This window comes from Acinetobacter sp. YQ_14, assembly GCF_043102985.1.
In the GTDB taxonomy this organism is placed as follows: Bacteria; Pseudomonadota; Gammaproteobacteria; order Pseudomonadales; family Moraxellaceae; genus Acinetobacter; species Acinetobacter venetianus.
The window spans coordinates 74,468-99,770 of sequence record NZ_JBICJJ010000002.1 but is presented as its reverse complement, the minus strand read 5'-3'; the positions used below and the strand labels follow the sequence as shown (position 1 = coordinate 99,770).

Below are 25,303 nucleotides of genomic sequence, written 5' to 3'. Positions count from 1 at the left end.
AACTAAGGGCTTTTTTTATGTCTTTACCGACATTTACGCTTCGTCATCGACCTCAACATCGACATATTCTGGTAAGCCACCACGATGATGGTCTTTTTTCTCATATAAATGTTCCAAACTACGTTTCAGCTTATCGATTGCACCATGAATAGATGCATCAATATTGGCTGCTTTATGAGTCACAGCAATTGGCTTCATTCCAGCTGGACGAGCTTCGATCATACAACGTTTGTCATGATCGCCCGTTTTCTCCCCATTCTCATCACTAATATGAACCGAAAAATGTGTAATACGCTCGCTATAGCGTTGAAATTCTTGCGTAAGTTCTGCACGGACATAACTAATTAAACGTTCACTACCTTGAATGTTTTTATCTGTACGGATTTCAATATTCATAAATATCTTCCTCTCTTTTCTGTGAGACGGTTCTACGAAACTTTATTTATTCAGCACACTTTGAGCATGCATTCATTCAGTGCAGTTGTATATTTTGATTATGTAAATGCTTGTCGTCTCCTTGCTTCACATCTGTTGCGTTTCAGTCATTTAGAAGATCTTCTCTCATTCCAATATCTGTCTTTCCTTATAAATATGCAAGCTGATTTTGCAGATTTTCATCGAAATATGATTAAAAAGTCAGCGCTCAAGCCTTGTCTTTTAAGTTGATTTTTGCCGTATACAATTCTTTTGAGCATTTGGTCAAATTTGGCTTTATTTTTGCTTCATAACTTGTATGCTTTACACGCCTTTTGTGGGGGAGATTTTTTAAATGCAATTGAAGCAACTTGCGGCTACATGTCTATTGGTATCTACAGCAGCTTTCGCTCAGGCGAAACCAATTTGGCAGGATTTCAGCTTAACTGGTTTATATGGTGAAAATTACGAAGTTGTTGATGAAAAACAAACAACTTTGACTGTTGAATATGCGGCAAAAGTTAAATATGCCGATGTATTCTTTTTTATGGATCGCATGCGTGGTAGCGACGATCATAAAAGCACTTATTTCGAACTTTCTCCACGTTTAAGCCTAGGCGAAATTTCAGGTCAAAAACTTGCTTTTGGTCCAGTGAAAGATGTTTTAATCTCAACAACTTGGGAAAGCAACAATGATGATTTCTCTAGTTTTGATAACTTCTTATACGGCGTAGGTTTCGATCTTGCAATTCCATATTTCCAATATGCGAATGTGAATTTCTATCGCGCAAACAACGAAAAAACTGCTGATGACTATCAAATGACGATCGCATATGCATTGCCATTTAAAGTATCTAACGAAGATTTCTTGGTTGATGGTTTCCTTGACTGGTCTACGGGTGAGAAAGATCACGCGAGCGAACTCAACTGGACAACACAATATAAGTGGAATGTCGGTAAACACATTTCACCTGACACTCGTTTATATTTAGGTGTTGAACATTCTGTTTGGAATAACAAATTTGGTCTTAAAAACCGTGACGAAAACAACGTCAGTGCTTTGATCAAATATCATTTCTAAGCCAATTAGAATGAAAAAAACAGCAAGGAATTCCTTGCTGTTTTTGTTTGTAGAGATCATATTGGAATCACTTGATATTTCTCGTATTGAGATATGATTTAATCTATATTTTTAATCTGCTTTGATGGTCACACCCATGTCAGCTCTGCTTTCACTTGCTCCAATAACACTCTCATCAGATTATCAAATTCGTTTTGCTAACTTGCATGATCTCGAACAAATTCTCGCGATATATAATGCAGAGATTTTAAATGGAACAGCGAACTGGAACGATCAAGCGGTTTCCTTTGTAGACTACCAACAACGTTTTCTAACCTTACAAGAACAACAATTTCCAATGATTGTGGTTGAGGATTTGCAACTCAAAAAAATTGCAGGCTATGCCTATTATGCAAGTTTTCGGAGTATTTCGGGTTATCGTCAAACAATTGAACACTCTGTGTTTATCGATCCAAGTTATGCCCGTAAAGGGATGGGAAAAGCGCTCATGCAACAATTGGTTCATCTAGCAAAACAGCAACAGATGCATATCATGGTTGCCGCAATTGATAGTGAAAATATAGGTTCAATTGTGCTACACGAACAGCTTGGTTTTGTAAAAACGGGTTATATGCCCCAAGTTGGACAAAAAAAGGGAACTTGGCGAGACTTAGTTTGGATGCAGCTACAGCTCAGCAACTAACAATTTCATCACAGCACAAATTCATCGTCATTGGATACACTGTTGTCATAGCAACTTTAAAAATATTGAAAATGATTAAAATATCTCAGCTCAGTTTAATCGCCATCACTGCCATTATTTCCGCAAGCAGTTTTGCTGAATCTTCTTTTGCAGAAGAGTTACAGCAAGGTTGTGCCAAAGTAAAACAATACGCCCAGCAAGGTAAAAAGTTCTACGATCAAAAACAGTATGCTGAAGCAGTAAAACAATTTGAAGACCAAGCAGCATGGGCACATTTCTGTAAATTAAATGCTGATGAAAGCGGTATCGAAGTAAGTGATCGTGATATAGAAATCGCCAATAATAATGTCGGTTTAAGCTATGCCAAACTTGGAAAACCTCAATGGGCCAGAGTTTGGTTTCTAAGAGATAAAGACTCGAAAACCAGTCAATACAACTTAAAACAGCTCCCAAAACCTCAGATCACCAAAGATTTACAAGGTACTTATGTCCGAGCCAATGGTTTTGGGCAATGGGACTACATCAAGGTGAGTAAAAAGAAAAATAAATATGAAATCGATTTTGATGGTTATTACTTTGGGCTTAGAGGTCTAATTTATGGTCCAAATATGGGACAATTTGACACCAACATGCCTGTTACATCAAAGCAAGCCAGCTATCGTTATGAAGATTGCACCATCAAACTACAGTTTTTAAATGACCTACAAAATGGTCAAAAAATCGAGGTTGAGCAAAACAACGGTGATTCAACCTGTGGCTTTGGACATAATGTTTATGCAGGTGGCACGTTTTATAAGGTTGAAGGCAAATAAATCTAGTACCAACCATTTAATTTTCTAAATTGTATTTACCCACCATTCACTATTGTGACAGGCGACATGGATGTCGCCTTGTTCGACTGCGGTTACAAGGAAGTACCGTCAGTCGAACAAAAGATTTTTGTTACTTTTGATCTTTCAAAAGTAAAATATATCACTCAGGCACATGATTTAGAAAACAGCTAAAAAATCATTAGTTGAAGAATATTAAATCGCCACCAACTCGCGAATCCCTTTTTCAGGCATTTCCTCACCTCTCCCATGAGCAACGACTTGCCCACGCGCCATTACCATATAGGCATCCGCGAGCTCTTCGGCAAAATCATAAAACTGCTCCACCAAAATGATCGCCATTTCACCTTGATCTGCGAGCTTACGAATCACTCGACCAATATCTTTAATGATGGATGGCTGAATACCCTCTGTGGGTTCATCCAAAATCAACACACGAGGTTCTGATGCCAAAGCCCTCGCAATCGCAAGTTGTTGTTGCTGACCACCCGATAAATCACCACCACGGCGATGTTTCATTTCCTCAAGAACAGGAAAAATCTCATATAAATGGCTTGGAACTTTACGTGTTTTAGCCCCTGAAAATTTAGCCATACCAATTAAAATATTTTCCTCAACGGTTAATGTCGAAAAAATATCACGACCTTGGGGGACATAAGCTAAACCAGCTCGAACACGTTGCTCAGGTGTCATTTTTGCAATGTCTTTTCCATCCAATAATATTTCGCCCGACTTAATCGGCAGAATCCCCATCAAGCACTTGAGCAATGTGGTTTTCCCCACACCATTACGTCCCAGCACAACACTACATTCGCCGACTGGGGCAGACAAAGACACATCACGAAGAATATGACTGCCACCATAAAACTGGTTGACTTGTTTAACTTCTAACATAGCAGTCTCCTATCGTCCTAAATATTTTTCAATTACATCTTCATTGGCTTGAACCTCTGCCAATGTGCCTTCTGCCAAAATTGCACCTTGTGCCAAGACTGTGACTTTTTCACTAATAGTGTCGATAAAGCTCATATCGTGCTCTACTACCACCAAGGTATGATTCTTTTTTAATTCTAAACACAATTCAGCAGTCCGCTCTGTCTCTGCATCGGTCATACCAGCGACGGGTTCATCTAACAAAATCAGTTTCGGACGTTGCATCAACAACATACCGATTTCCAACCATTGCTTTTGACCATGTGATAACAAGCCTGCGGGTTTATGAATGAACTCTTGCAGACGAATTTGCTGCAAACTCTCATCTAATGCCAACTGCGCTTCTGGATCTAAACGACTAAAAAAGCTTTTCTTCACTCTTTTGTCTCGCGGTGCTGCGAGAAGTAAATTCTCCATCACCGTGAAATTTTCAAATACCGTTGGTTTTTGAAATTTACGACCAATTCCTGCTTCCGCAATCTGTTCAGTACTCATTTTGGCAAGATCATAATTCTGCCCAAAAAAAGCCGTGCCTGTCGTCGGGCGAGTTTTACCTGTGATCACGTCCATTAAGGTAGTCTTGCCTGCACCATTTGGACCAATGATGCAGCGTAATTCACCCTCTGCGATATACAGCGATAAATCATTCAAGGCACGGAACGAATCAAACCAAACACTGACTTTTTCTAAATAAAGCGCGATACCATGACTAAAATCAGCGCCTTGAGGTTTGGTGCGACCATAGCCTTCACCGAGTTGACCGCCATGTTGAGCAGAGTTTGTTAATAAATCACTCATTTAATTGCTCTCCTTTTTAAAACGGTCAAATAAACCAATCACACCTTTTGGTAAGAATAAAGTCACCACAATGAACAATGCGCCAAGGATGAGTAACCATGCTTCTGGTGCTGCCACGGTAAAATAAGTTTTCACCGCATTAATCAAACCAGCACCTAAAATTGGTCCAATTAATGTGCCACGACCACCTGCTGCCACCCAAACCGCCATTTCAATCGAATTCACAGGATTCATTTCACTTGGATTGATAATGCCTGCCTGTGGTACATACAAAGCACCTGCAATGCCTGCAATCACCGCAGAAAGCACCCATGCAGACAACTTGTACCAAAGCGTGCGATAACCCAGATATTGCAAACGATTTTCACTGTCTCGAATCGCGCCAAGCACACGACCATAAGGGCGATTCATCAATTGACGTAAACCAATAAAACACAACATCAGAACCAAAGCAGTCATAAAACATAAGCTGGCACGCATCGGTGCTGAGGTGATGTCAAAACCTAAAATCGTTTTAAAACCAGTAAAACCATTATTGCCACCAAAGCCTGTTTCATTACGGAAGAACAATAGCGCTGCCGCAAAGGTCATGGCTTGGGTAATAATTGAGAAATACACGCCTTTAATTTTTGAGCGGAAAGCAAAGAAGCCAAAGATAAAAGCAATTAAGCCTGGAACCAGTACGACTAAAGCCAAGGCCCATAAAAAATGCTCTGTTCCAATCCAATACCAAGGTAATTCTGTCCAGCTCAAAAAGCGCATGAAATCAGGCAAGCCATCACCTGCTGATTCACGCATTAAGTACATGCCAAACGCATAACCACCTAAAGCGAAATACAAACCATGTCCTAAGCTCAAAATGCCTGCATAGCCCCAAACCAAATCCAATGCCAATGCGACTAAGGCCAAGCACATGATTTTGCCAATCAAGGTGATCCAGTAAGCAGACAAATAAAATGCAGAATCTGGAGAAAGTAAATGTAACCACGGTAGTGCCATCAACACTGCAAAACAAATTGCAATCGCGACGGCGCTATACGGTTTATCTGCAAAGAGAGAAGTGATTTTCATTGGCTTACTCCACGAAACGACCTTTGATGGCAAACAAACCTTGTGGACGCTTTTGGATAAACAAAATCACAAGAACCAAGAGAATAATTTTTGCAAGAACAGCACCTAGCCCGATTTCCAAGACCGTACCACTGATCCCTAGACCTAACGCAGCAAGTACTGCACCCCAAACTTGACCGACACCACCCACCACAACAACAAGGAAGGCATCAATAATGTAGTTTTGTCCCAAGTCAGGCCCGACATTGCCCACTTGAGCTAAAGCACAACCAGCAAGACCTGCTAAACCAGAACCCAAACCAAATGCCATCATGTCAATACGCGCTGAACGAATCCCCACCGCACGCGCCATTTGACGGTTTTGCGTCACTGCACGCACGAATAAACCAAAACGAGTTTTATTAAGTAAGAACAGCAACAACAGTAACACCGCAACAGTAAAGCCAATAATGGCAATACGGTTATACGGCAGCATTAAACTTGGAGTAACAGCAATCCCGCCACTGAGCCATGCCACATTGGAAACTTCAACATTCTGAGCACCAAAAATCATGCGTACCGCTTGCATGAGGATCAGACTGACCCCGAAAGTTGCCAATAATGTTTCAAGTTGACGACCATAAAGCGGACGAATCACAGTGCGTTCAATCAACATACCAATTAAAGCACTCACTAAAAATGCAGCAGGAATCGCAGCCAATAAATACCAATCGACTAAGCCAGCAAAATGGGTTTTAAAGAAGCTTTGCACTACATAAGTGGTATACGCGCCGATCATGATCAGCTCGCCATGCGCCATATTGATGACACCAAGCAAACCATAAGTAATCGCAAGTCCCAACGCCGCTAGAAGTAAAATACTTGCTGTACTTAGACCCGAAAATACATGTCCAGACCATTCACTCATTTGAATACGTGTTTTAATTTTCTTTTGCGCATCGACTAAAGCTGTTTTTAATACTGCGTTATTTTGGGGTTGGGCTAAGCTCTGTTCGATCAATGCCAACACATCAGGACGATTAGAATCTGAAAGAACTTTAACTGCTTCAATCTTGGTGAACTCATCGGTACTGTTAAAATCTAAACGCGCTTTCAATTGCGCCAAACGTGCTTTGACCTGATCATTTTTCTCATTCAGATAAAGTTGTTTTACTGTCGCAAGATCTAGCTCATTCAAATTATTTTCTAAAATATCAACCGCTGCTAAACGTTGCGATGCGTCATTTGAATTGAGCTTAACTTTGGCTTGTCCAAAATTTAAAGCTTTGCGCAAAGTATTGACCAACGTCACTTGTGATAAGTCCGCTGGCCAATTTTCAATAACTTGTTGTTGTGGATAGCTTAATAATTTTTCATCATCTTGCAGAATATAAGTATGTCCCGTGCTATCAGTATAGAGCTGATTTTGATCAATATAAGCAACCAATTGATCAAGCTCCTCAATACTTGCAGGCCATTGATTCAACATCGCTCGGCGTGTTGCAAAATCTGCTTGAACAAAGGTTTGAATTGCATCTTGAGAAGCTGTAGGCGTCACTGTTGTTGGTGTTATCGTCGATGTGGCTTGCTCTGCCCATACAGGGCTAAAAATCACTTGCGCCATGACACAGAGCAGCGCCAAAACATATTGTTTCGCCATATGACTCCCCTTATTTACTGTATTTTTGAAATGATTGAAGCGGAAAATGAAAATAAAGAAACCTGCTGCTTAAAACAGCAGGTTTGAAAGAAATTATTTAGGGATATATGGACTCCAAGGCTCTGCTTTGATGGTCTCAGGGGTTTTATACACCACATCAAATTGTCCATCTGCTCGGATTTGCCCAATCATCACAGGCTTGTGTAAATGGTGATTGCTCTCATCCATTTTTAAAGTATAGCCAGATGGTGCTGCGAAGGTTTGACCGGCCATTGCATCACGGACTTTATCAACATCGGTTGTGCCTGCTTTTTCAACCGCTTGTTTCCACATATTGATTCCGACATAAGTCGCTTCCATTGGATCGTTGGTCACAACTTTGTCTGCGTTTGGCAATTTATATTCGACTGCGTATTGCTTAAATTTATTCACAAAATCCGTATTTTTCGGATTTTTAACTGACATGAAATAGTTCCATGATGCTAAATGACCGACCAACGGTTTAGTATCAATACCACGTAGCTCTTCTTCGCCGACAGAGAAAGCCATCACTGGAATATCTGATGCTTTGATGCCTTGGTTACCCAACTCACGATAGAAAGGAACGTTTGAATCACCATTGATGGTTGAAATCACCGCAGTCTTTTTACCCGCAGAGAATTTTTTGATATTTGAAACAATGGTTTGATAGTTGCTATGACCAAATGGCGTATATTCTTCCATGATGTCTGCATCGGCAACGCCTTTAGACTTCAAGAAAGCACGTAAAATCTTGTTGGTGGTACGCGGATAAACGTAGTCCGTACCGAGTAAAACAAAACGCTCAGCCTTACCGCCTTCGTCACTCATTAAATATTCAACAGCTGGAATCGCTTGTTGGTTCGGTGCAGCACCTGTATAGAAAATATTTTTAGATTGTTCTTGACCTTCATATTGCACTGGATAGAACAGCAACCCATTGAGTTCTTCGACAACAGGTAAAACAGATTTACGAGAAACTGAAGTCCAACAACCGAAAATTACAGCAACTTTATCTTGAGTAATTAACTGACGCGCTTTCTCAGCAAACAACGGCCAATCAGATGCAGGATCAACCACCACAGGTTCTAATTTTTTGCCTAATACTCCACCATTGGCATTAATTTCATTGATGGTCATGAGGGCAGTATCTTTAAGTGATGTCTCAGAAATTGCCATCGTACCTGAAAGTGAATGAAGAATACCCACTTTAATCGTGTCACCATCAGCTGCTGGTGTCGCTGTGGATTCTGTTTTTGTTTGTTCTGTTTTTTCCGCTGGCTTAGAACAACCGACCAAGCCTACCCCCATCATCGCTGCCATTAACACAGACATTGACATGAATTTATTTTGCATCTTTTTTCTCCACCCATTGATATTTTGATCTTTACTGGATGGAGTTATTCAATTTCTATGCCAACAATTTAAGTTATTGTTTTATATTAATATTAACTATAAGTTTTGGATGAAAATCCAATCTTGTATACAACACTGCATACAAAAAAATACGTGATGAACTAAAATGATGCAAATTTATTCAATAAAAGACTCAATAATATTAATAAGAAAAAAAGCCAAGCATATGCTTGGCTTTTAAAAATTATTTTTGATCCGGTATCACACCACGATATCCGCTAAATTACCCTTTTGTTCTAACCAATGCTTACGATCGGCTGAACGTTTTTTCGCAAGTAACTTATCCAACAAACCAGCAGTTAAATGTGCATCATCTAAATCCAATTGCACCAAACGACGTGTATTCGGGTCCATTGTCGTTTCACGTAATTGACTGGCATTCATCTCACCTAATCCTTTAAATCGTGTGATTTGTGGATTCTTATTACCCTTGATCTTTTTCAAGATGTTTTCAAGTTCGTCATCATCCAAGGCATAGTGCACATCTTTACCAATATCGATACGGAACAGCGGTGGCATCGCCACAAAAAGATGACCTTCTTCGACTAAGGCAGGGAAATGTTTCACAAATAAGGCACAAAGCAACGTCGCAATATGTAAACCGTCCGAGTCTGCATCAGCAAGGATACAAATCTTACCGTAACGTAATTCCGAAAGATCATCACTTCCTGGATCAACACCGATTGCGATGGCAATATCATGTACCTCTTGTGAAGCTAATACTTCATCTGAAGAAACTTCCCATGTATTTAGGATTTTTCCTCGAATCGGCATAATCGCTTGGAAATTCTTGTCACGCGCTTGCTTGGCACTCCCACCCGCAGAATCTCCCTCGACAATAAATAATTCACTGTCTTCACGCGTTAAGCCCACACAATCTGCTAATTTTCCAGGTAAGGCTGGCCCTGCAACAATTTTCTTACGCTCAACTTTCTTTGCAGCTTTTAGACGACGCCCAGCTTTAGCAATCGCCATCTCAGCCAATTGTGTCGCAATCTCGGCGTGTTGGTTTAACCATAAAGCAAAGGCATCTTTGGCAATATTCAAAACAATATTCGATGCTTCACGACTCGATAGACGCTCTTTGGTTTGACCCGAAAACTGAGGTTCTTGAAATTTCAAAGATAAAATGAAATTCACACCATCCCAAACATCTTCAGCAGAAAGTTTGACGTTCCGTGGTAACAAACTGCGTAACTCACAAAACTCACGTAAAGCTTCGGTTACACCTGAACGTAACCCATTCACATGAGTACCACCTTGTGCTGTTGGAATCAAGTTGACGTAACTTTCTTGAATTTGTTCACCACCTTCGACATTCCAACAGATCGCAAATTCACATGCAGCACGTTCTGCTTGCCCACTGCTCACAAATGCAGGACTTGGTAAAATCTCTCGGTCTTCCAACTCATCCATTAAATAGTCAACTAGACCATTTTCAAACTGCCACTCAATCTTTTCTTTATTAATCTTATCGTCGTAAGTAATTTTGAGACCTGCCGCTAAAACGGCTTTAGCCTTTAAATTATGTTTTAGTGCTTTTAATGCAAATTTTGGACTATCAAAATATTTGGCTTCTGGCCAGAAACGTACTGTTGTTCCCGTCGCACGTTTTGCAACTTTACCTTCCAATACGGATAAAGGGGCAACAGGTTCGCCTTGCTCAAAGGCCATCTGATACAAATTGCCTTGTCGTTGAACGGCAACTTCAACACGCGTAGATAAAGCATTGACCACGGAAATCCCAACACCGTGTAGACCACCCGAGAATTGATAATTATCGGTACTAAATTTGCCACCTGCATGCAGCTTGGTCAGAATAATCTCAATACCACTTTGCCCATATTCAGGATGAATATCAACAGGCATGCCACGCCCATTATCCTCTACTGATAAAGAACCATCTTCATAAACCGTGACACAAATCTGGCTTGCATGTCCTGCGAGTGCTTCATCCACAGCATTATCGATCACTTCTTGCGCCAAATGGTTTGGACGCGAGGTATCGGTATACATGCCTGGTCGACGACGAACAGGATCTAAACCAGAAAGAACTTCAAGGGATTGTGCCGTGTATTGTGTCACTGGGTCTGACTTCCTTATTGGATGGCTGCCGATAAAAACTCGAGAATTAAGGGTAATTTTTCTTCAAAATCATCCATTGCATGATTACCATTAGCGTCGGTTAAAATCAATGAGGATGGACGTGATGCACTATAATAACGTTGTGCTTGACGATAATCCAAGACCTCATCGCCTTGCTGCAATAGCATGAGAATTTTATCAGCATGATGTAACTTCGTGTCAGCAATCGATTGTAATTGCTGCAATTGATCATGATCAAGTGTCCATGATTCGGTGACTTTGAGTGGTATTTGCTCAATCCCAAATAAATCTTGAAATAATTGCCATGGTTGCATAGCAGGATTGATCAGTACAGCTGGACAAGCATATTTGGCGACAAAGTATGTCGCATAAAAACCTCCCAAGCTACTCCCTACCAACACAACTTTTTGATTTTGTAATGTCTCAATCAAGGCAGAAACTTGTTTAATCACTTGATCTGGAGAAAGATTTAAATCAGGGAGATGAACATGCACATCGCCTAATTTTGCACAATAATGTTTCAATTGTTGCCCTTTTATAGACATCGGACTACTACGGAAGCCGTGTAAATATATAATTTCCATACGCACCAAAATAGACAACAACTTGACTTGCTGTGAAATAAATCACATTATTCTGTTTAATAGATAAACATATAACAATATAAATTACATTTAAGCTCGATATTGTCCGACACAAATAACGATACTGTACTCCGTTCATCAGTATTCTAAAAAAATTACTTATGAAAGACATAAGATGTAAGAGTTTGTTGTAGTTTATCTAAACAATGATAAGTTAATAACTTCAAACCTTCGGTATATATATCAAGGATGGGGAAATAAAAATGCCAAGTTTAACACCTCTGCATGAAACCTACTGCAAATGGGACAGTACGCCCCCAAGTCAGGCAGATGTTTTGGAAGGTTTGGCACAACTTGTGAGCACAAGTTTAAGCGGTGTTCACGAATTGGTGCAATTGGTGCAAACTGAAGTGTTAAGGACTACACTTGGTTTAAGCGCACAAAAAGCAAAAAAATTACAAAAATTGCCGCAACTACAGAAATTTTATCAATTTTCTTATGATGCACTGCAAAAATACGGTAGCAGTTTTCTTGCACCAAGTTTACGTCACATCGTTGAGAAATTTCCTGTTTTGCATGATAAACCATTGAATCCAACCCTTCATTTTGTAGTTGGTGCACTCAATGGAATCTTTGGTGATTTCTTTTTAAAACAACACAATCCAATGGCTTTACCAATGGTGCTTTATGACCATTATGGATCATTACAACAAGGTGAGCTAACTGGTCGTATTGTGATTTTGACACATGGTTTATGTATGAACCATTTAAGTTGGTCAAATCAACGTTATGGTGGAATTGGTGAACGTCTTTTAGCACAACGTGACAATAATACGATGCTGTACCTTAACTACAACACAGGCCGTCGTATTTCTGCGAATGGTCGTAGTTTTGCCAATGTATTGGAAGACTTAGTACAACGAAATCCACGTATTACCAGTATTGATTTAATCGGTCACAGTATGGGCGGATTAGTCTCTCGTAGTGCATTATTTTATGGCAAACAGAACTTATATCAATGGGTTCATATGGTTGAGAACCTCGTCTGTATTGGTTCGCCTCATCATGGTGCAGTGCTTGAACGCTTTGGTTTTATTTTACAAGATAAACTAGGTGCTTTCCCTTTTATTAGTCTGATCGGCCAATTGGTGAATGTGCGTAGTAATGGGATACTCGATCTGCGTTATGGTAGTGTTCGTGATGATGACTGGGAACATAATGACGCACGTATCGGCTTTGCAGATGACAATCGTAAGCCAGCGCCATTACCCTCACATATCAACACATTCCTGATTGCGGGAACATTAGAATTTGAGAAAGTTAAAAATAAAGCACTTAAAGTAATTGGGGATTATCTCGTCAGTGTTAAGAGTGCTTTGGGTGAACATCCAAACCCTCGTTTTCAGCTTAAATTGCCAGATACGCATAAAGCTGTTTTCTATGGTTTGAATCATTTTGAAATTCAATATCATTCAAGTGTAGCCGAACAAATCACCCGTTGGTTGTATCCAGAAGTCGGTGAAGTTATTGAGAATGGTGTTCAAACACATATGATTAATGTGCCGAATAATTATACCTTTGATGATCTAGAAGGAATTGTTGAGACTTAAAATTTAAAAAGCTCAGCTGTATAGCTGAGCTTTTTTTTAAAAAAATATTTAAAAGATAAGTTGTTACATTGGTACCTAAGTACCTAATCACTCCAAGCAGCACATTTTTTTAGCGCATAAGCTCTTCTACTATTTCAAAGCTTCACTTTTTAGTAGGATATGACTGCATATATCTCAAAAAGAACCCCGTCATAGTGTATCGCGAACTCAGAATAGATTTGAGCTGCATAAGCCATTACAGATAAAAACCATTTAAATTCGATAACTAAATGGTTTTCTTAAAGTTTAGTTACAGTTCTTAATTAAAATGTTGGAAGGTACTTTCCGCTTATATGTATTAAACTTTTGGGTAATATTTATGTTTTCGCTTCCAATAAATACTTTATCGACAACCAACTCCATATCACTATCACTTAGCTCACTATGATCATCTGCAATAAGATCTTTAAGATCGTCATCGATATTTATCAATCCATTTCTATATCTGTAATTCACATAATTAGTTGATATCAAATTATTTTTATTAAATTTAAACTTGTATTTTTCTTGACCTGTTTCTCCATAAATACTAAGTATAAGGAAACAGTTCTTCCCGCTCTTTTCCAATTCTATCCCCCCACCTTCGGAGCTAATTCCTTGATTTGTTAAATCGAGCTCAAAAACCTTTTCAGAAGATGGATTTGTTTTAGCTGATAGATTACAACCCGTTAAGAATATAAAAATAATAGTAGTAATTTTTACGAGAAAAAGCTTCTTATTTAACATCATATTTCACCTTTAAAGGGTCTCCACCAGCATCTTTAGTTAATTGTCTAAGCTGAGACATAGTCTTGCCTGTTTTTAATTGAAAGTGTGGATTATCAGTAATTGACTTCCAGTCTCCGCCCCACTCCAACCCAATACTCTTTCCTATAGGTGCAACCTTTTTCAAAATTTTAATATTTTCAGCATCTGACTTTGCATCCATATGAAGTTTACCATCTGCCCACAATGGAAAAATATCAACAGCTAAGGCAAAATTATGATTACTTTGACCACCTTTAGCTTTTGTCACAATCCGACCGGAAGTTGTTCTACCCTTTGCATATAAAGCATCTTGTTGTTCATATGTTCTATAATCTTGAACAATAACAAGCTGTATTTGATGCTTCAGATATACATCATTAATAAACTTCCTAATTAATCCCCTCACTTGGGGATGCAACCTTGCAATTGCCTTTTCATTCCTTTGAGAAACTTTAGAGGTGGCCTGAGCCTTAGACTCTATTTTTACTATAGGAGCCTTTTCCTTATTCTTTGATGCATCTTGCGTAACTTTTGGTAGCGTTACTGGCTTTTCCTCATCTTTGTTCTTTAATATTTGCGTTTTTTTTACTATAGATGCTACTTGACGATCATAGACCTTTAATTTTTGCGTTTGACTAAGCTTCTCACTACTTAGACCATTGAGTTTTTTTATTTCATCAACTGTATTACTAGTCAGTTTAGCAATTAAGGCTAAAGAATCATTCTGTTGAACAACAATAATTTTTGTTTTTTCTTGCTGACTTGGATTTACTATTTGTATTTTTTGCTTAACTTCAGATGATGGTGTTTGCGCTTCTGTTTTTTTAATAGGGATCTTTAAAATTTGCCCAGGCCGAATATCTGAATCACTGTCTAAGTTATTAATTCTTATCAATTCATTTATAGTAGTATGATTATCATCCGCAATTCTACCTAGATAGTCTCCTTCTGCAACAATATAGGTTGATCTTACATAAGTGCCCGTAGCTACATCTTTTGCCGAAAGTTTTACACCTTTTAATAAAACTTTTGGGCTACGTACAATGAATATGGTCTTTTCACCAATAAGCTGTATTTTAACTTTTGATTTATATTCTCCAGATGTAAGACTTTTTACCCGAACATCAATAATTGTTCCAACTGGACGTTTAATCCATACAGATTCTCCACTAGTAGAAGTAACATGATCAGAAATGAGTATTGAACCGATCCAAAGTTGGTGAACTAAACCATTAATAGGCTGATTAAGCGCATCCAAAAATTTTATATTAGCTAAACAATCCATACTTATATTTCTTCCTGATCCAGATGATCTTCATGCGAACAACTACAGTTGTATTCAAAATTTTCAACCTCTATTCCATCATCCAATGAAACTGTCCAGTCACCATCGGTACCGATGAGAATGTCATGATCATCGTTGTTAGATGTATTAATACGCTGAGTTCGTCCATGCGCATCCAAAGTTCCTGAAACATAGGAGTTATTTTTATTATTGATTAATTTATATTTTACTTCTGAAAAATTAGACTCATAAAATAAGTCATAAAAATCCCATTTATTAGTGAATGTTTTGATTTCGTCAACGATAGGTAAAGTGGGAACCTCTACTTTAACTTGCTGCCCAGCCTTAAATTTGTGTTGTCCGGCTTTAACTTCAAACTTACCACTAGTAATAAGAAAGATACCAGACTCATTGATTTTTAATGCAGATCCATCAGCCGTAAAGCTAATTTCCTTAGGGCTAGTAATATAAATTTTATCTTCTGTTGAAATTATCTGAATAGCTCTCTTGGCGAAGAAATCAATTCCATCTGACTGTGCATGCATTTCAAACTTTCCTTTCGCTGCAACCTGCTTAATGCCATTTTCAGCTGCAAACCAACTAATCTTGTTTTGTATATGAGCAATCAGATTTTTTTGTGAACTTAGATTAATACTGCCGCTGGCGGTCTGATTGATTTGCCCATCCGCAGAGATATGAATATCTTCATCACTACTTAAACCAATACCATTTGGTGAGCTGAGTAACAGCATTGCCTTATTAAACTTAGCAATCTTCTCCTCAATCCCCGCGGCAAATTCTTTTAATTGTTCTAATGATTCAATTTCATCAGTCTGCTGATTCTTGGCAACTTCACTAAGTGCCTTGGCATTACCTTGGCTAGCTTGCAATTGTTGTTTCACAGATTGGGCTTCCAAATGATCAGCAATTGCCTGTTCTTGGGCATAAGTACTAATCAGCATACCCTTGCCAGCACGTACAGCGCCCCAAGCATCAGTCCTAAGCTCAAAGCCCTCTCCACGACCATTACTATTTTCTTGAATTTTAGGATGACTTAAATTACCTAAATTCAATTGTGTCGCAGCATGACTACTTTGTAACTGGGTACTAATTTGTCCTGTCGTATCATCAAAACGTAACTGGTTAAAATCACCACCATTAACTTCCTGACTACGGATACCACTGAGTTTTTTGGTATCTGGAAGCTGTCCTTTAATATCAAACTTGGTCGGTGAACGCTGCGCTTCATGAATTCGCCCGGTGACAAAAGGACGGTCAATATTGCCATCAAAGAAGTCTATGACTACCACCTCACCAATACGCGGTAAGAAACGTGCACCATACCCCTCCCCAGCCCAAGGCGTGAGGACATCGATCCATGCTGAATCAGTGTCATTGTCATTGCTACCTGCCCCACCATCATGTCCATGATCGTCAATACGGGTAAATAGAAAGCGGACTTTGATACGCCCCCACTCATCTACATAAATGGTTTCGCCTTCAGGGCCAACCACTTTGGCACGTTGTGGATAGGCTATAGCACGATGCTGTTCTGGATCATATTCAGGAATAATTTTGATTTGACGACGAATTAAAGTCAGTTCATTACCTTGACGTTCAGCATCCTCATAACGTTGTTGTTCCCAACGACTATGACTTAATAATTGGTTAACTTGTTGCTGAATATCTTTCGGTAAATTATTTTGGTTATAGAAATTTTTGGCGATAATTAGGAACTCTTGATCAACCCCATTATGCAGATCAATTTCAGGATGCTCCCTAAAATTGAACCAATAACCAACTTGGCTATCCCGCACCGTACTATAAGCCTTAAAGCATTTGGCTTGGCTGGCATACATGTCATTGAATTGTTGATTCAGTTTTTCTAACTGGCTGTTCCCAGAAGGAGTGGCTTGGTCTTCCCCCTGCAAGTCTTGCATCCAAGCTGGGCTAATATGCCATGCTTGCTCAAGGCTTAAGCTGGCAGAATCAAAGCTTTCCGAATGATTATGAGTTGTAACCACTGAGCCTGCACCTTCGTCTTGTGCTAAAGCATCGGGCTGCCAACGTTGCACATGCACCGCAGTCGGTTGCAAGCTGCGTATCGCAACAAAATCCGTAATGCTGTCTTGGAATTCTGTTGCACTGCTACGGTGAAAACGAATACTACGTCGAGCTAAAGCTTCATAATGACTATTATCATCAATCAATCGCAGCTTTTGGGCTTTGATAGGTATATTCGAATGAAGTACAAAAAGTTCAGCTTCATCAACGAGCCAACTCACACCCTCACTGCGCCATAAACGTGTAAGAAAGTCGTAATCTGACTCATTATGTTGCATCGCAAATGGACGAATGTCGTAATTTTGGCTTAAGCCACTCAAATCAAGACTTAAACTTGTTGCAAAAAGTGGACTTCGTCCTTGCCACTCCTTGAATAAAACTTCTGTGATTTCCACAATCGTTTTATTCATAAAAACTCGGCTATTACGACGTTTATGCCATAAACTAGTCGCATCTTTTATGGTCAATTTATATAGCGTTAAAGCACCATCACTTTGTCCATAACTGGCCTCTGTCACAATTCCCGTGGTTCGAAACAGTTGTCCTGAGTCGGTAACCTGATCAACTGCAACCTGCGTCCCAATAAATTGTTTTAAGGGAATTAGAGCATTGGTTGAAAGGCAAATTAATTCAGCCTCTAAACCTGAATTAAGTTGGTGCTGCCCTTGTACTCTCTGAAGAAAAATCTGACTATTCAGAAGGTTATTAGAAAATTGTACGTGTATCGCACGCTTCTGTGCACTTAGCCCCATTTTTTCTAATACATTAAATATATTAAAAAGCATTTTTTATAATCAATAGTGTAAATAATCAGCGGCACTTTACAAAAAACAGACCTATCTGTCTACATCTTATGCGTAGTTTTTTTAATTCTAGATCTCAATCTTCAACCAAAAATAAAACCCTAGAAACACCATGATCTCTAGGGCTTTAAAATATCTAAATCATATTTATTTTGGATACTTTCTAAATAACTGCCATAAGCAAACCAATAAAATCAAAAGGAAATAGATAAACGACCAAACAGGTAGCGATTGACCTAAGAAAGTCCAATCTATTGCAGCACATTCACCAGAACCTGAAAGCACTTCTTGGAAAACTGCTTTCATTGGCAATGCTTCAACTAAATAGTCTAAGCCTGGACCACAGCTAGGCACCTTATCTGGTGGCAAATGCTGCAACCAAACATGGCGAGCGGCAACACCAACAGACCAACCAATTGATAAAGTTGCCAATAATGCATAAAACCGCTTAAAACCATTTGAAATAGGATTATGAATAAATGCAATCAGCGCCACTAGCCCCATTCCAATGAGACCAATACGTTGGAAAATACACAGCGGGCAAGGTTCTAAACCTTGAACATGCTCTAAATACAACGCAAACGAGATACCAATAATGCTGGTCAGTACCAGAAGTGCACTAACTAAACGGTAATTCCATCGCATGGGAAGTCCTCTAAAATTTTAACGGTATTGTGCAAGATATTGCTCAAAACTCGTGTCGTTATCTTGTTCAAGTTGCGACTGTTTTTGCAACGAAGTTTGCGCTAACTGTTCAAAATATTCAGCTCGTTCTTGGCTTAACTGATGTTGATCATAGCGATGAACATGCTGCTCAGCCATCATGCTACCAAAATTCCAAGTACCGCCATGCTTCAAAGTATCTTCAATCACATGCGATGAAAGTGTTGCATCAACATGATCTAAACGCTGTTGCATAATATGCAGCGCATCTTGATACAATGATGTCGCCGACATCTGATCTAATAAAACAGCACAATCTTTGATAGCATCTAAATGCTTTTGCGCCCAAGCTTGTAATGAAGTTGTTGTATGCCCTTCTTCAATTTTGGCATCAGCTGCGCGACCACGATTGACCACTTCAGTTTGGTTACGATCAACTTGCTCTTGTTCTTCATCAAACAAATCTGGACTATCTTGCAGTAAGCAATAAAGCGCTAAACTTTCCAAGAAACCTGCAGTTATTTCGTCGATCCCAATTTCACTGTAAGGGTTCACATCCACTGCACGAAGTTCGACATATCCCACGCCACGATTTTTCAATGCTTGTGACGGTGTCTCTCCAGCTTCAGGCACTTGCTTTGGACGGACAAGGCTGTAGTACTCGTTTTCAATCTGTAAAACATGGTCATTAATCTGAATAGGTTCGCCATTTTGATCATTCAAACCTAAATCAGTAAAGGGTGGATACGGCGTATGCACTGCCTTTTGCAATCCCTCTAAATAATCATGCAAGTCGTTATAATGAATTCCTAATTGTTTCTGAGCTGAATTCTGATACCCCAGACGCCCCATTCGCAATGCCGTTGCCTCTGGTAAATAAAGTGTACCTTTGACCAACGGCTGTAAATGATGTTGGCGATTGGTTAAAAAACAACGACAAACTGAAGGACTTGCCCCCAATAAATACATAACCAATGGCGTTAAACGAATAAAGTTACGAATCAAACCAAAGTAACGATGACTGCGATAATCTTGTAGGCTAAGTTGCTTTAGCTCAGGATTGCTTTCATGTTGCTTTAATTCGGCAAATAATTCTTCAGGGAAAGATAAATTATAGTGTACGCCTGAGATTGTCTGCATACGGCGACCATAACGCACACCTAAACCATGACGATACAAGGTCTTAAAACGTCCAATATTAGATGTGCCGTATTGGGCTAATTTAATATTTTCTTCATCATCATCCAGCATACATGGCATTGATAATGGCCACAGCTTTTCACCTGCTTCCAAATGTTGATGCACAACCGTATGAATATCGCGTAATTCATTTAATGCAGCAGCAATCGTGTTGTGTGGCGTGGTAATAAACTCCATCAACGCTTCAGAATAATCTGTGGTGATATGTGGATGCGTCAGCGCTGAACCTAAAGCTTTAGGGTGATTTTTTTGTGATAAAAATCCATTGCTTTGCATGCGTAAACTTTCACGCTCTATACCACGCAGCATCCCTGTTAATAGCGAAGCATCTACCCAATTTGGTATCACAGAGGAAGAATGTGTGCTGGGTTGATTCATAATTTATATGCTCGCTTATTCAAGATCAGCCGACTAAATCAAAGGGAACGACTGCATTGTGATGCCAATTATAACGACAATTCTGCGCTAGTCATCTGATTTAGTTTGGCAATTTTTATCACAATCTTGTTACATAAGACACGCTGAAATTGTGATTTTATTGAAAATAAACCTTCCGAAGAGTACTCACCCATGCAAGCGCAAGATATTCTAGATTTTTGGTTTGATCCAGATCATCGCTCACTTTGGTATGCGAAAAGTGATGAATTTGATGCAAAAATTCATGCGCTTTTTCAAACAATTCACCAACAAGCAAGCCAAGGGGAACTTTGGTCATGGCGCAAAACAGCAGAAGGACGGCTCGCTGAAATTATTATCCTTGATCAGTTCTCTCGTAATCTATATCGAGATCAGGCTCAAGCCTTTGCTTATGATGGAATTGCCCTGATACTGGCACAAGAAGCAATTAGTTTACAACTTGATGCTCAGTTAAGCCCTGATCAACGCTCTTTTTTATATATGCCGTTTATGCATAGTGAATCAAAAGTCATTCATGAATTTGCATTGCAACTGTTTCAACGCTTAGGCAATGAAATTAATCTCAGTTTTGAGAAAAAACATAAGGTGATTATTGACCGTTTTGGTCGATATCCACATCGGAATAAAATTTTAGGACGCGACTCTTCAGCAGAAGAACTTGAATTTTTAACACAACCGAATAGTAGTTTTTAAGCCTTACTCCCACGGCTTTAAACCATAGGAATTGCATATGAAACGTTTATTAATGTGCACCCCACTCCTTGTCGCTTTGACAATGGTAGGATGTGCAAGCTTACCCACTCAACCCAGAACCTTTGATCAGCTCGGCCAATTTACCGCTTATCCATTAAATAACAAAACTTTCCGAGTCGGTTTTCAAGCTGATAATAATTTGAGCTATGGTACAGCAGAGGAAATTACCTTATTAAAAGCTGCACAAACCACGGTGAAAAATGGCTTCCGATACTTCACCGTTATGGATGACCCAAGTAATACACGCCACAAGGCTCAACGTCAGGCCGTTATTTATCCAACACCTAATTACTACCCTTATGGTTATTATCGTCGTCATCCTGCCTTTTGGCCTGATCCATTCTATGATATGCCACAAGTGGTCAATATTGATCCAATCCAAGTGTCGTATACTATTGAATGTTTCAAGACTCAGGAACTATCCCCTGATGCATTTGATGCTCAGTTGATCTTGCAATCCTTGGGACAAAAATATGGGTTGAGTCCAACAGGTGAAGTTCTACAACCACCTGCGCCACCTGAAAACAAAAAATGAATTTAAAGGATGACTAGATGAGTTCAGCTGAAGAGATCCACGTACCTAGCCTGCAAAGAAGTAAATACTTTGCCACTATGGCCTTAATCATCGCTGTGGTGTCATGGATTGGCTTAATGGTCGCGGCACATTTTCTCCCTGAATATAAGTGGATCATCCATATTTTCATGCTTGCCGCTGAGGCAGGTGTTGTTGGTGGTTTAGCTGACTGGTATGCCGTTACCGTTCTATTTCGTAACCCATTTGGGAAAATGCCGTTACCGAAGCTGTTGCGTGACCATACGGAAATTATTCCACGTAACAAAGCCCGTATCGCTGAATCTATGGGTCGCTTTGTACAGGAAAATTTCCTATCACCACAAGTTGTTCAACGCAGTTTGCAAAATGCAGATTTAAGTTTGGCTGTGGGCGAATGGCTTGCCAATCCAAAGAATAATAAACAAGTGGTGCAGATGATCCAGCATACTGTGCCCAGAATTTTTGAATTTGTCAGCCAAGATCAAATCGCCCATTTCGTTCAAAATAACAGTGTGCAATGGGTGCGTAGTACCAAAATCAATAAGCTTGCCAGTGAAATGTTACGTGCCGTTTTGGAAAATGATTTCCATCAAGATGTTCTACAACGAGGTCTTGATCTTGCACATGAATGGATGGTTTCACATCCAGAAGAAGCTCGCGATTTATCCCGTAAACTCTTTCAAGAATTGGGGGTTTGGAAACTGGCAAAAGGTGCAAGTTGGATCGGTATTGATGTACAACAAAGAACCATTGATTCACTGATTGAAAAAGTAGAATCCATGTTGGCAAATCCAGAGCATCCATGGCGACAAGATATTGAAGCAACAACACATTCACTGATGTTACAACTTGCAGATGGCAATAGTGAAGCGAGCCAACGTTTAAATGATGGTAAAGATGCACTTTTGGATAGTCCACAAGTGCTCAATTTTATCAGTGGCGCCATCGCTATCTTATGTGATGCGATCAAAACTGATTTAATGCAGGAAGATTCAGGCATAGCAACCAACTTGCAGGCTGCGATTCAACAGCTTGGAGAAAGCTTGATTCAGAATGAAAAAGTTCGCCAAGTTTTGAATGAAAAAATGGTCGGCTTGGCGATCAATTTTAGTGAGCAATATAGCGACAAGATCATTCGTTATATCAGCGAACGTATCCATGAATGGGACTCAAGAGAAATGATTGCCAAAATCGAAAGTGAGGTTGGTGGTGATTTACATATGATTCGTGTGAATGGTGTGATCGTAGGTGCATTTATCGGTTTGGCGCTCGGTGTCATTCGCGCGATTGTTGAAAATGTTTTGTAAGTGATGTGATTAAGAGTGGCAAGACCATGATGTGTTGCCGCTCTTTTTATAATTTAAAAGCCAATCCCACCCTTATATAAAAATAATTTAATATCAATTTCATACATACTTTTTGATATGTTTAAAAATCCCTCCTAACCTCCCTTTAAAAAGGGAGGAACATCAAAAATTCAATACCTCTAGTAATTTCAGAATTAGCCCCCCTTTATCAAAGGGGGATTTAGGGGGATTCTATAGATTTTCACTTAAAGTTGAGATTGGTGTAACTTAAATAAAATACAATCAGAATTAGACCAAATTTAGAGAAGAGATACTTCGCCCCTTTCAAAAGATCAGACCACGTATTTACTTTCTTGGTAATAGCGCGCTAAAGCATCTGTGTCTTGCTTTAAAAATGCAGTGAGATAAGCTTTCACTTGCACTAATGACAATTGATTGAAATGAATCTTTTCTTTTGCCTGACGCGTAATTAGTCCAAATATCTGTTTTTTAGCAACAACTACTGGAATATCTGTCTTTACAATAAACTTCAGCTCTTGCGCTGAGCCATAAGTATTCAAAACAATTTCTATCGTCCGTTCCGTCTTTCCATCTGTGATAGTAAAAGTTGGACTTGCACCATCTAATTGCAGCCACCGACTAAGTTGCTGCTTCCAACCCATTTTATCAAAACGAGTTAACACCCCAATGGTATTGAGTGCCCCAAGCTGCTCTACATCTTTTAAATCAATATGATGTGGATAGCGTATTTTCAGATCGAAACTGTCCATTACTGAATGTCCCATTTCACAATAACTTGTATTTCTTTTAATCACTCGCTATAAATTATATCGCTTAAAAAATAAAATTAAAACACTGTATATTGTTGAAAATTAACGATTAATTTGACAAATTTAAATCAAAACCGACCAATTCTGTCAGTATTGTTTTTATTAAGACACAATTCCAGTATTTCTATTGATCAGAAACACATTTTTCGAAAGATCGAGAGAGACAGATCACTTTTTATTTTTGAGATCGACAATTTGGAAAAAGCCATTTTTTATCGCTACAATCACATCAAAATAAAATGGAATGAGGTTAATCATCATGTTGCAACTTCAGTCAAAACTCCCAAGCCAAGGCGTTACGATTTTTAGTGTCATGACTGAGCTTGCACAGCGACTCAAAGCCCTGAATCTTTCACAAGGTTTTCCTGATTTTCCTGCACCACCGGCACTGCTTGAAGCACTTAGCCAAGCAACACTGGATGGCTATAATCAATACCCTGCTGGTGATGGAGTACTGGCATTAAGAGAACAACTCGCGAAACAGTTCTTTGCACGCGATCAACAACAACTTGATCCTGTTACTGAAATAACCATCACACCTGGCGCAACCATTGCGATTTTTTGCGCGATCCAAGCCTGTATCCATGCAGGTGATGAAGTCATTATCTTTGATCCAAGCTATGACAGTTACGACCCAGCAGTTCAACTGGCAGGTGGTCAATCGATCCATATCCATTTGGAAGCGCCTACTTTTCACGTAGATTGGCAAAAAGTAAAAGACAGTATTAACGAAAAAACTCGCATGATTATTGTCAATACTCCTCACAATCCAACAGGTGCAATTTGGTCAGAACAAGATTGGAAGCGACTGATTGAACTCATTCAAGATAAAAATATTGTAGTGCTATCCGATGAGGTATATGAACATTTGGTCTTTGATGGACAAATGCACTACAGCGCACTCCATTTTCCAGAACTTCGTGATCGTAGTTTTGTCATCGGTTCTTTTGGAAAAACCTACCATGTCACTGGATGGAAAACGGGTTATTGTGTTGCCTCTCCAGCCTTGATGCAGCTGTTTAGACAAATTTATCAATTTGCCAATTTCTGTGGCACAACACCTTGTCAAATCGCTTTAGCAAATTATATGCAACAGCATCCTGAGCATATTTTAGAGCTGCCAAACTTTTATCAGCACAAACGAGACCTGTTTAATCAACAGATCCAAAACTCTCGATTCCAGTTTGTGCCATCACAAGGCACTTATTTTCAAAATCTCGATTACAGTAAGATTCGCCCCGATTTAAACGATATTGAAATGTGTCAATTCTTGGCCGAACAACACAAAATTGTTGCGATTCCAATTTCTGTATTTTACCAGCACGCACCGAGTTCACTGCGATTAATCCGATTCTGCTTTGCAAAAACGGATCAAACCTTACAACGAGCGGGTGAAATCCTAGAGCGTTGCTAATCAACAAAAAATAAAATTGAATTACCATCACTTCAACGCTGCTTGT

General features: G+C 39.3%; 22 protein-coding genes. 8 read left to right on the top strand and 14 right to left on the bottom strand.

The annotated features are described in order from the left end of the window. Nucleotides 1-33 precede the first annotated feature (33 nt). Nucleotides 34-396, bottom strand: coding sequence for an HPF/RaiA family ribosome-associated protein (locus ACF8D3_RS00470; RefSeq protein ID WP_004878101.1), 363 nt, complete (start codon nucleotides 394-396; stop codon nucleotides 34-36). Nucleotides 397-769: 373 nt separating this feature from the next. Between ACF8D3_RS00470 and ACF8D3_RS00465 the strand changes: the two genes are divergently transcribed. From ACF8D3_RS00465 to ACF8D3_RS00455, 3 genes are all read left to right on the top strand, one after another. Further along, nucleotides 770-1,495 carry an outer membrane protein OmpK gene (locus tag ACF8D3_RS00465; RefSeq protein WP_004878102.1) on the top strand — a complete coding sequence of 242 codons (726 nt, stop codon included), beginning with the start codon at nucleotides 770-772 and terminating at the stop codon, nucleotides 1,493-1,495. Nucleotides 1,496-1,631: 136 nt separating this feature from the next. Beyond that, a complete protein-coding gene (locus ACF8D3_RS00460; RefSeq protein ID WP_392469507.1) occupies nucleotides 1,632-2,177 on the top strand; it encodes a GNAT family N-acetyltransferase in 546 nt (181 codons plus the stop codon). A gap of 71 nt (nucleotides 2,178-2,248) precedes the next feature. Further along, entirely contained in the window at nucleotides 2,249-2,989 is a 741-nt protein-coding gene (locus ACF8D3_RS00455; protein ID WP_392469506.1) for a hypothetical protein, read from the top strand. Nucleotides 2,990-3,202: 213 nt separating this feature from the next. Here ACF8D3_RS00455 and urtE read toward each other — a convergent pair whose 3' ends face one another. The 7 genes from urtE to ACF8D3_RS00420 form a co-directional block, all read right to left on the bottom strand. Beyond that, nucleotides 3,203-3,901, bottom strand: coding sequence for an urea ABC transporter ATP-binding subunit UrtE (urtE, locus tag ACF8D3_RS00450; protein ID WP_392469505.1), 699 nt, complete (start codon nucleotides 3,899-3,901; stop codon nucleotides 3,203-3,205). 9 nt (nucleotides 3,902-3,910) lie between these two features. Next, entirely contained in the window at nucleotides 3,911-4,738 is an 828-nt protein-coding gene (urtD, locus tag ACF8D3_RS00445) for an urea ABC transporter ATP-binding protein UrtD (RefSeq protein ID WP_019385647.1), read from the bottom strand. Then, a complete protein-coding gene (urtC, locus tag ACF8D3_RS00440; protein ID WP_004878108.1) occupies nucleotides 4,739-5,809 on the bottom strand; it encodes an urea ABC transporter permease subunit UrtC in 1,071 nt (356 codons plus the stop codon). A gap of 4 nt (nucleotides 5,810-5,813) precedes the next feature. Further along, entirely contained in the window at nucleotides 5,814-7,448 is a 1,635-nt protein-coding gene (urtB, locus tag ACF8D3_RS00435; protein WP_392469504.1) for an urea ABC transporter permease subunit UrtB, read from the bottom strand. A 93-nt stretch (nucleotides 7,449-7,541) separates the two neighbouring features. After that, the gene (gene urtA, locus ACF8D3_RS00430) at nucleotides 7,542-8,822 is read right to left on the bottom strand and encodes an urea ABC transporter substrate-binding protein (protein ID WP_004878113.1); all 1,281 of its coding nucleotides are present in this window, start codon (nucleotides 8,820-8,822) and stop codon (nucleotides 7,542-7,544) included. Between the two features lie 261 nt (nucleotides 8,823-9,083). Beyond that, complete coding sequence (parE, locus tag ACF8D3_RS00425) at nucleotides 9,084-10,967, bottom strand: DNA topoisomerase IV subunit B (RefSeq protein ID WP_130132802.1); 1,884 nt, start codon at nucleotides 10,965-10,967, stop codon at nucleotides 9,084-9,086. A gap of 14 nt (nucleotides 10,968-10,981) precedes the next feature. Beyond that, on the bottom strand, nucleotides 10,982-11,572 hold the full coding sequence (locus tag ACF8D3_RS00420; RefSeq protein ID WP_392469503.1) for a YqiA/YcfP family alpha/beta fold hydrolase: 591 nt from the start codon (nucleotides 11,570-11,572) through the stop codon (nucleotides 10,982-10,984). A gap of 263 nt (nucleotides 11,573-11,835) precedes the next feature. Between ACF8D3_RS00420 and ACF8D3_RS00415 the strand changes: the two genes are divergently transcribed. Then, nucleotides 11,836-13,182 (top strand): hypothetical protein, encoded by a 1,347-nt coding sequence (locus tag ACF8D3_RS00415; protein ID WP_019385652.1) that lies wholly within the window; start codon nucleotides 11,836-11,838, stop codon nucleotides 13,180-13,182. A gap of 285 nt (nucleotides 13,183-13,467) precedes the next feature. Here ACF8D3_RS00415 and ACF8D3_RS00410 read toward each other — a convergent pair whose 3' ends face one another. The 5 genes from ACF8D3_RS00410 to gshA all read right to left on the bottom strand — a co-directional run bounded on the left by ACF8D3_RS00410 (nucleotide 13,468) and on the right by gshA (nucleotide 20,361). Further along, nucleotides 13,468-13,947, bottom strand: coding sequence for a hypothetical protein (locus tag ACF8D3_RS00410; protein ID WP_007481421.1), 480 nt, complete (start codon nucleotides 13,945-13,947; stop codon nucleotides 13,468-13,470). Beyond that, complete coding sequence (locus ACF8D3_RS00405) at nucleotides 13,937-15,253, bottom strand: LysM peptidoglycan-binding domain-containing protein (protein WP_392469501.1); 1,317 nt, start codon at nucleotides 15,251-15,253, stop codon at nucleotides 13,937-13,939. Before ACF8D3_RS00405 ends, ACF8D3_RS00410 begins: the two co-directional genes overlap by 11 nt. A 2-nt stretch (nucleotides 15,254-15,255) precedes the next feature. Continuing rightward, on the bottom strand, nucleotides 15,256-18,102 hold the full coding sequence (locus ACF8D3_RS00400; protein WP_392469499.1) for a type VI secretion system Vgr family protein: 2,847 nt from the start codon (nucleotides 18,100-18,102) through the stop codon (nucleotides 15,256-15,258). Nucleotides 18,103-18,267: 165 nt separating this feature from the next. After that, complete coding sequence (locus ACF8D3_RS00395; RefSeq protein ID WP_007481429.1) at nucleotides 18,268-18,765, bottom strand: disulfide bond formation protein B; 498 nt, start codon at nucleotides 18,763-18,765, stop codon at nucleotides 18,268-18,270. Between the two features lie 18 nt (nucleotides 18,766-18,783). Then, complete coding sequence (gene gshA, locus ACF8D3_RS00390; protein ID WP_061393124.1) at nucleotides 18,784-20,361, bottom strand: glutamate--cysteine ligase; 1,578 nt, start codon at nucleotides 20,359-20,361, stop codon at nucleotides 18,784-18,786. A gap of 192 nt (nucleotides 20,362-20,553) precedes the next feature. Between gshA and ACF8D3_RS00385 the strand changes: the two genes are divergently transcribed. The 3 genes from ACF8D3_RS00385 to ACF8D3_RS00375 are packed head-to-tail and all read left to right on the top strand — an operon-like array spanning nucleotide 20,554 to nucleotide 23,013. Further along, nucleotides 20,554-21,093: a DUF924 family protein gene (locus ACF8D3_RS00385; RefSeq protein ID WP_004878121.1), complete on the top strand. Its 540-nt coding sequence runs from the start codon at nucleotides 20,554-20,556 to the stop codon at nucleotides 21,091-21,093. Between the two features lie 37 nt (nucleotides 21,094-21,130). Further along, nucleotides 21,131-21,688 carry a CC0125/CC1285 family lipoprotein gene (locus ACF8D3_RS00380; protein ID WP_061393125.1) on the top strand — a complete coding sequence of 186 codons (558 nt, stop codon included), beginning with the start codon at nucleotides 21,131-21,133 and terminating at the stop codon, nucleotides 21,686-21,688. Between the two features lie 17 nt (nucleotides 21,689-21,705). Next, nucleotides 21,706-23,013 carry a DUF445 domain-containing protein gene (locus tag ACF8D3_RS00375; protein WP_004878124.1) on the top strand — a complete coding sequence of 436 codons (1,308 nt, stop codon included), beginning with the start codon at nucleotides 21,706-21,708 and terminating at the stop codon, nucleotides 23,011-23,013. Nucleotides 23,014-23,345: 332 nt separating this feature from the next. On the opposite strand, the gene ACF8D3_RS00370 is transcribed toward ACF8D3_RS00375, so the two are convergent. Next, a complete protein-coding gene (locus tag ACF8D3_RS00370) occupies nucleotides 23,346-23,783 on the bottom strand; it encodes a hypothetical protein (RefSeq protein WP_061393126.1) in 438 nt (145 codons plus the stop codon). Nucleotides 23,784-24,102: 319 nt separating this feature from the next. Between ACF8D3_RS00370 and ACF8D3_RS00365 the strand changes: the two genes are divergently transcribed. Then, nucleotides 24,103-25,257, top strand: coding sequence for a pyridoxal phosphate-dependent aminotransferase (locus ACF8D3_RS00365; protein ID WP_061516454.1), 1,155 nt, complete (start codon nucleotides 24,103-24,105; stop codon nucleotides 25,255-25,257). The last annotated feature ends 46 nt before the right edge of the window (nucleotides 25,258-25,303 follow it).